Annotated in this window: 1 protein-coding gene; it reads right to left on the reverse strand. The window is 64.7% G+C overall.

Going from position 1 to position 1424, the window contains the following annotated elements:
- Nucleotides 1–28: 28 nt before the first annotated feature.
- Entirely contained in the window at nt 29–1375 is a 1347-nt protein-coding gene (locus ABTY62_RS47445; RefSeq protein WP_352135621.1) for an IS630 family transposase, read from the reverse strand.
- Nucleotides 1376–1424 lie beyond the last annotated feature (49 nt).

A 1424-nucleotide genomic window follows, 5' to 3' on the forward strand; every position in this document is an offset into this window, starting at 1 on the left:
CTAGTGTGATGCGCCGGAAATCGCGGGCTTAAGTCTCTTGCTGGTTTTCGGTGGCTGGCGGAGTGACCTTGGTGAGGTAGTCGGCGAGGGATTTGATGATCTCGTCGGCGGTCTTGGTCCAGGTGAAGGGCCTGGGGTTCTCGTTCCATGAGTCGATCCAGGCCCTGATGTCGTCCTCCAGCGCCTTCACCGAGGTGTGGACGCCGCGTCGGATGAGTTTGTCGGTCAGCAAGCCGAACCACCGCTCGACCTGGTTGATCCAGGAAGAGCCGGTCGGGGTGAAGTGGACATGGAAGCGGGGGTGTCTGCCAAGCCAGGTCTTGATCTCGGGAGTGTTGTGGGTGGAGTAGTTGTCACACACCAGATGCACGTCGAGTCCAGCGGGGACCGCCTTGTCTATCGTGGCCAGGAACTTCTTGAACTCGATGGAGCGGTGGCGGCGGTGCAGTTCACCTATGACGGTGCCGTCTGCGATGTTGAAGGCGGCGAACAGGCTGGTGATGCCGTGCCGCAGGTAGTCGTGGGTACGCCGTTCGGGCATGCCCGGCATCATCGGCAGCACCGGCTGCGAGCGGTCCAGCGCCTGGATCTGGGCCTTCTCGTCCACGCATAACACCACTGCCTTCTCAGGCGGGTTGTGATAGAGGCCGACGACGTCGACAACCTTCGCGACGAACTGCGGGTCGGTGGAGAGCTTGAAGGCATCCTGCAGGTGCGGCTTGAGGTCGAACCGTTTCCAGATCCGGCCAATGGTGGATTTCGACAGCCCGGTCCGGGCCGCCATGGAGGCACGCGACCAGTGGGTGTCCTGGCCCGGAGTGGATTCCAGCGTCGCAACGATGACGTCTTCGACCTGGTCGAGCAGGACGGACGGCGGCCGCCCCGGCCGCGGCTCGTCGACCAGGCCGTCGAGCCGCCGTTTGACGAACCGGGCTCTCCAGCGGTTCACCGACTGCTCGCTCACCCCAAGTTCGGCTGCCACCTGCTTGTTTGTCCCGCACTCCGAGCACCGCAGCACGATCTTCGCGCGCAGGGCCAGGAACTGCGCGGTCTTCGCCCGCCTTGCCCAACGAGTCAGTTGAGCCCGCTCGTCATCGCTGAGCACCAGATCCAGTTTGTGCCGGCCCGGCCGCGGTTCATCCGCAAGCCCGGCCATCCGCCGGTCAGCAAACCGCGAGCGCCACTTCCTCACCGTGTCCGCGGTTACCTTGAACTCCGCCGCCACACGCGTATTCGGCTTCCCGTCCGCGCACGCCAGAACGATGCGTGCCCGCTCAGCGACGCGGGGCGCCACCGCCCCGCCCGCCCAGCGCAGCAACTCGGCGCGTTCATCATCGGACAGCACAACCTCGACGGCACGAGGACCCCGGGACATGAAAACAGCCTACAGACTTAAGCCCGCGATTTCCGGCGCATCACACTAG

This window comes from Streptomyces sp. NPDC097640, from assembly GCF_040302705.1.
Classification (GTDB): Bacteria; Actinomycetota; Actinomycetes; order Streptomycetales; family Streptomycetaceae; genus Streptomyces.

Excerpts from the sequence above, each read along its gene's own strand:
- ABTY62_RS47445 (WP_352135621.1), bottom strand. The coding sequence starts at position 1,375 with ATGTCCCGGGGTCCTCGTGCCGTCGAGGTTGTGCTGTCCGATGATGAA.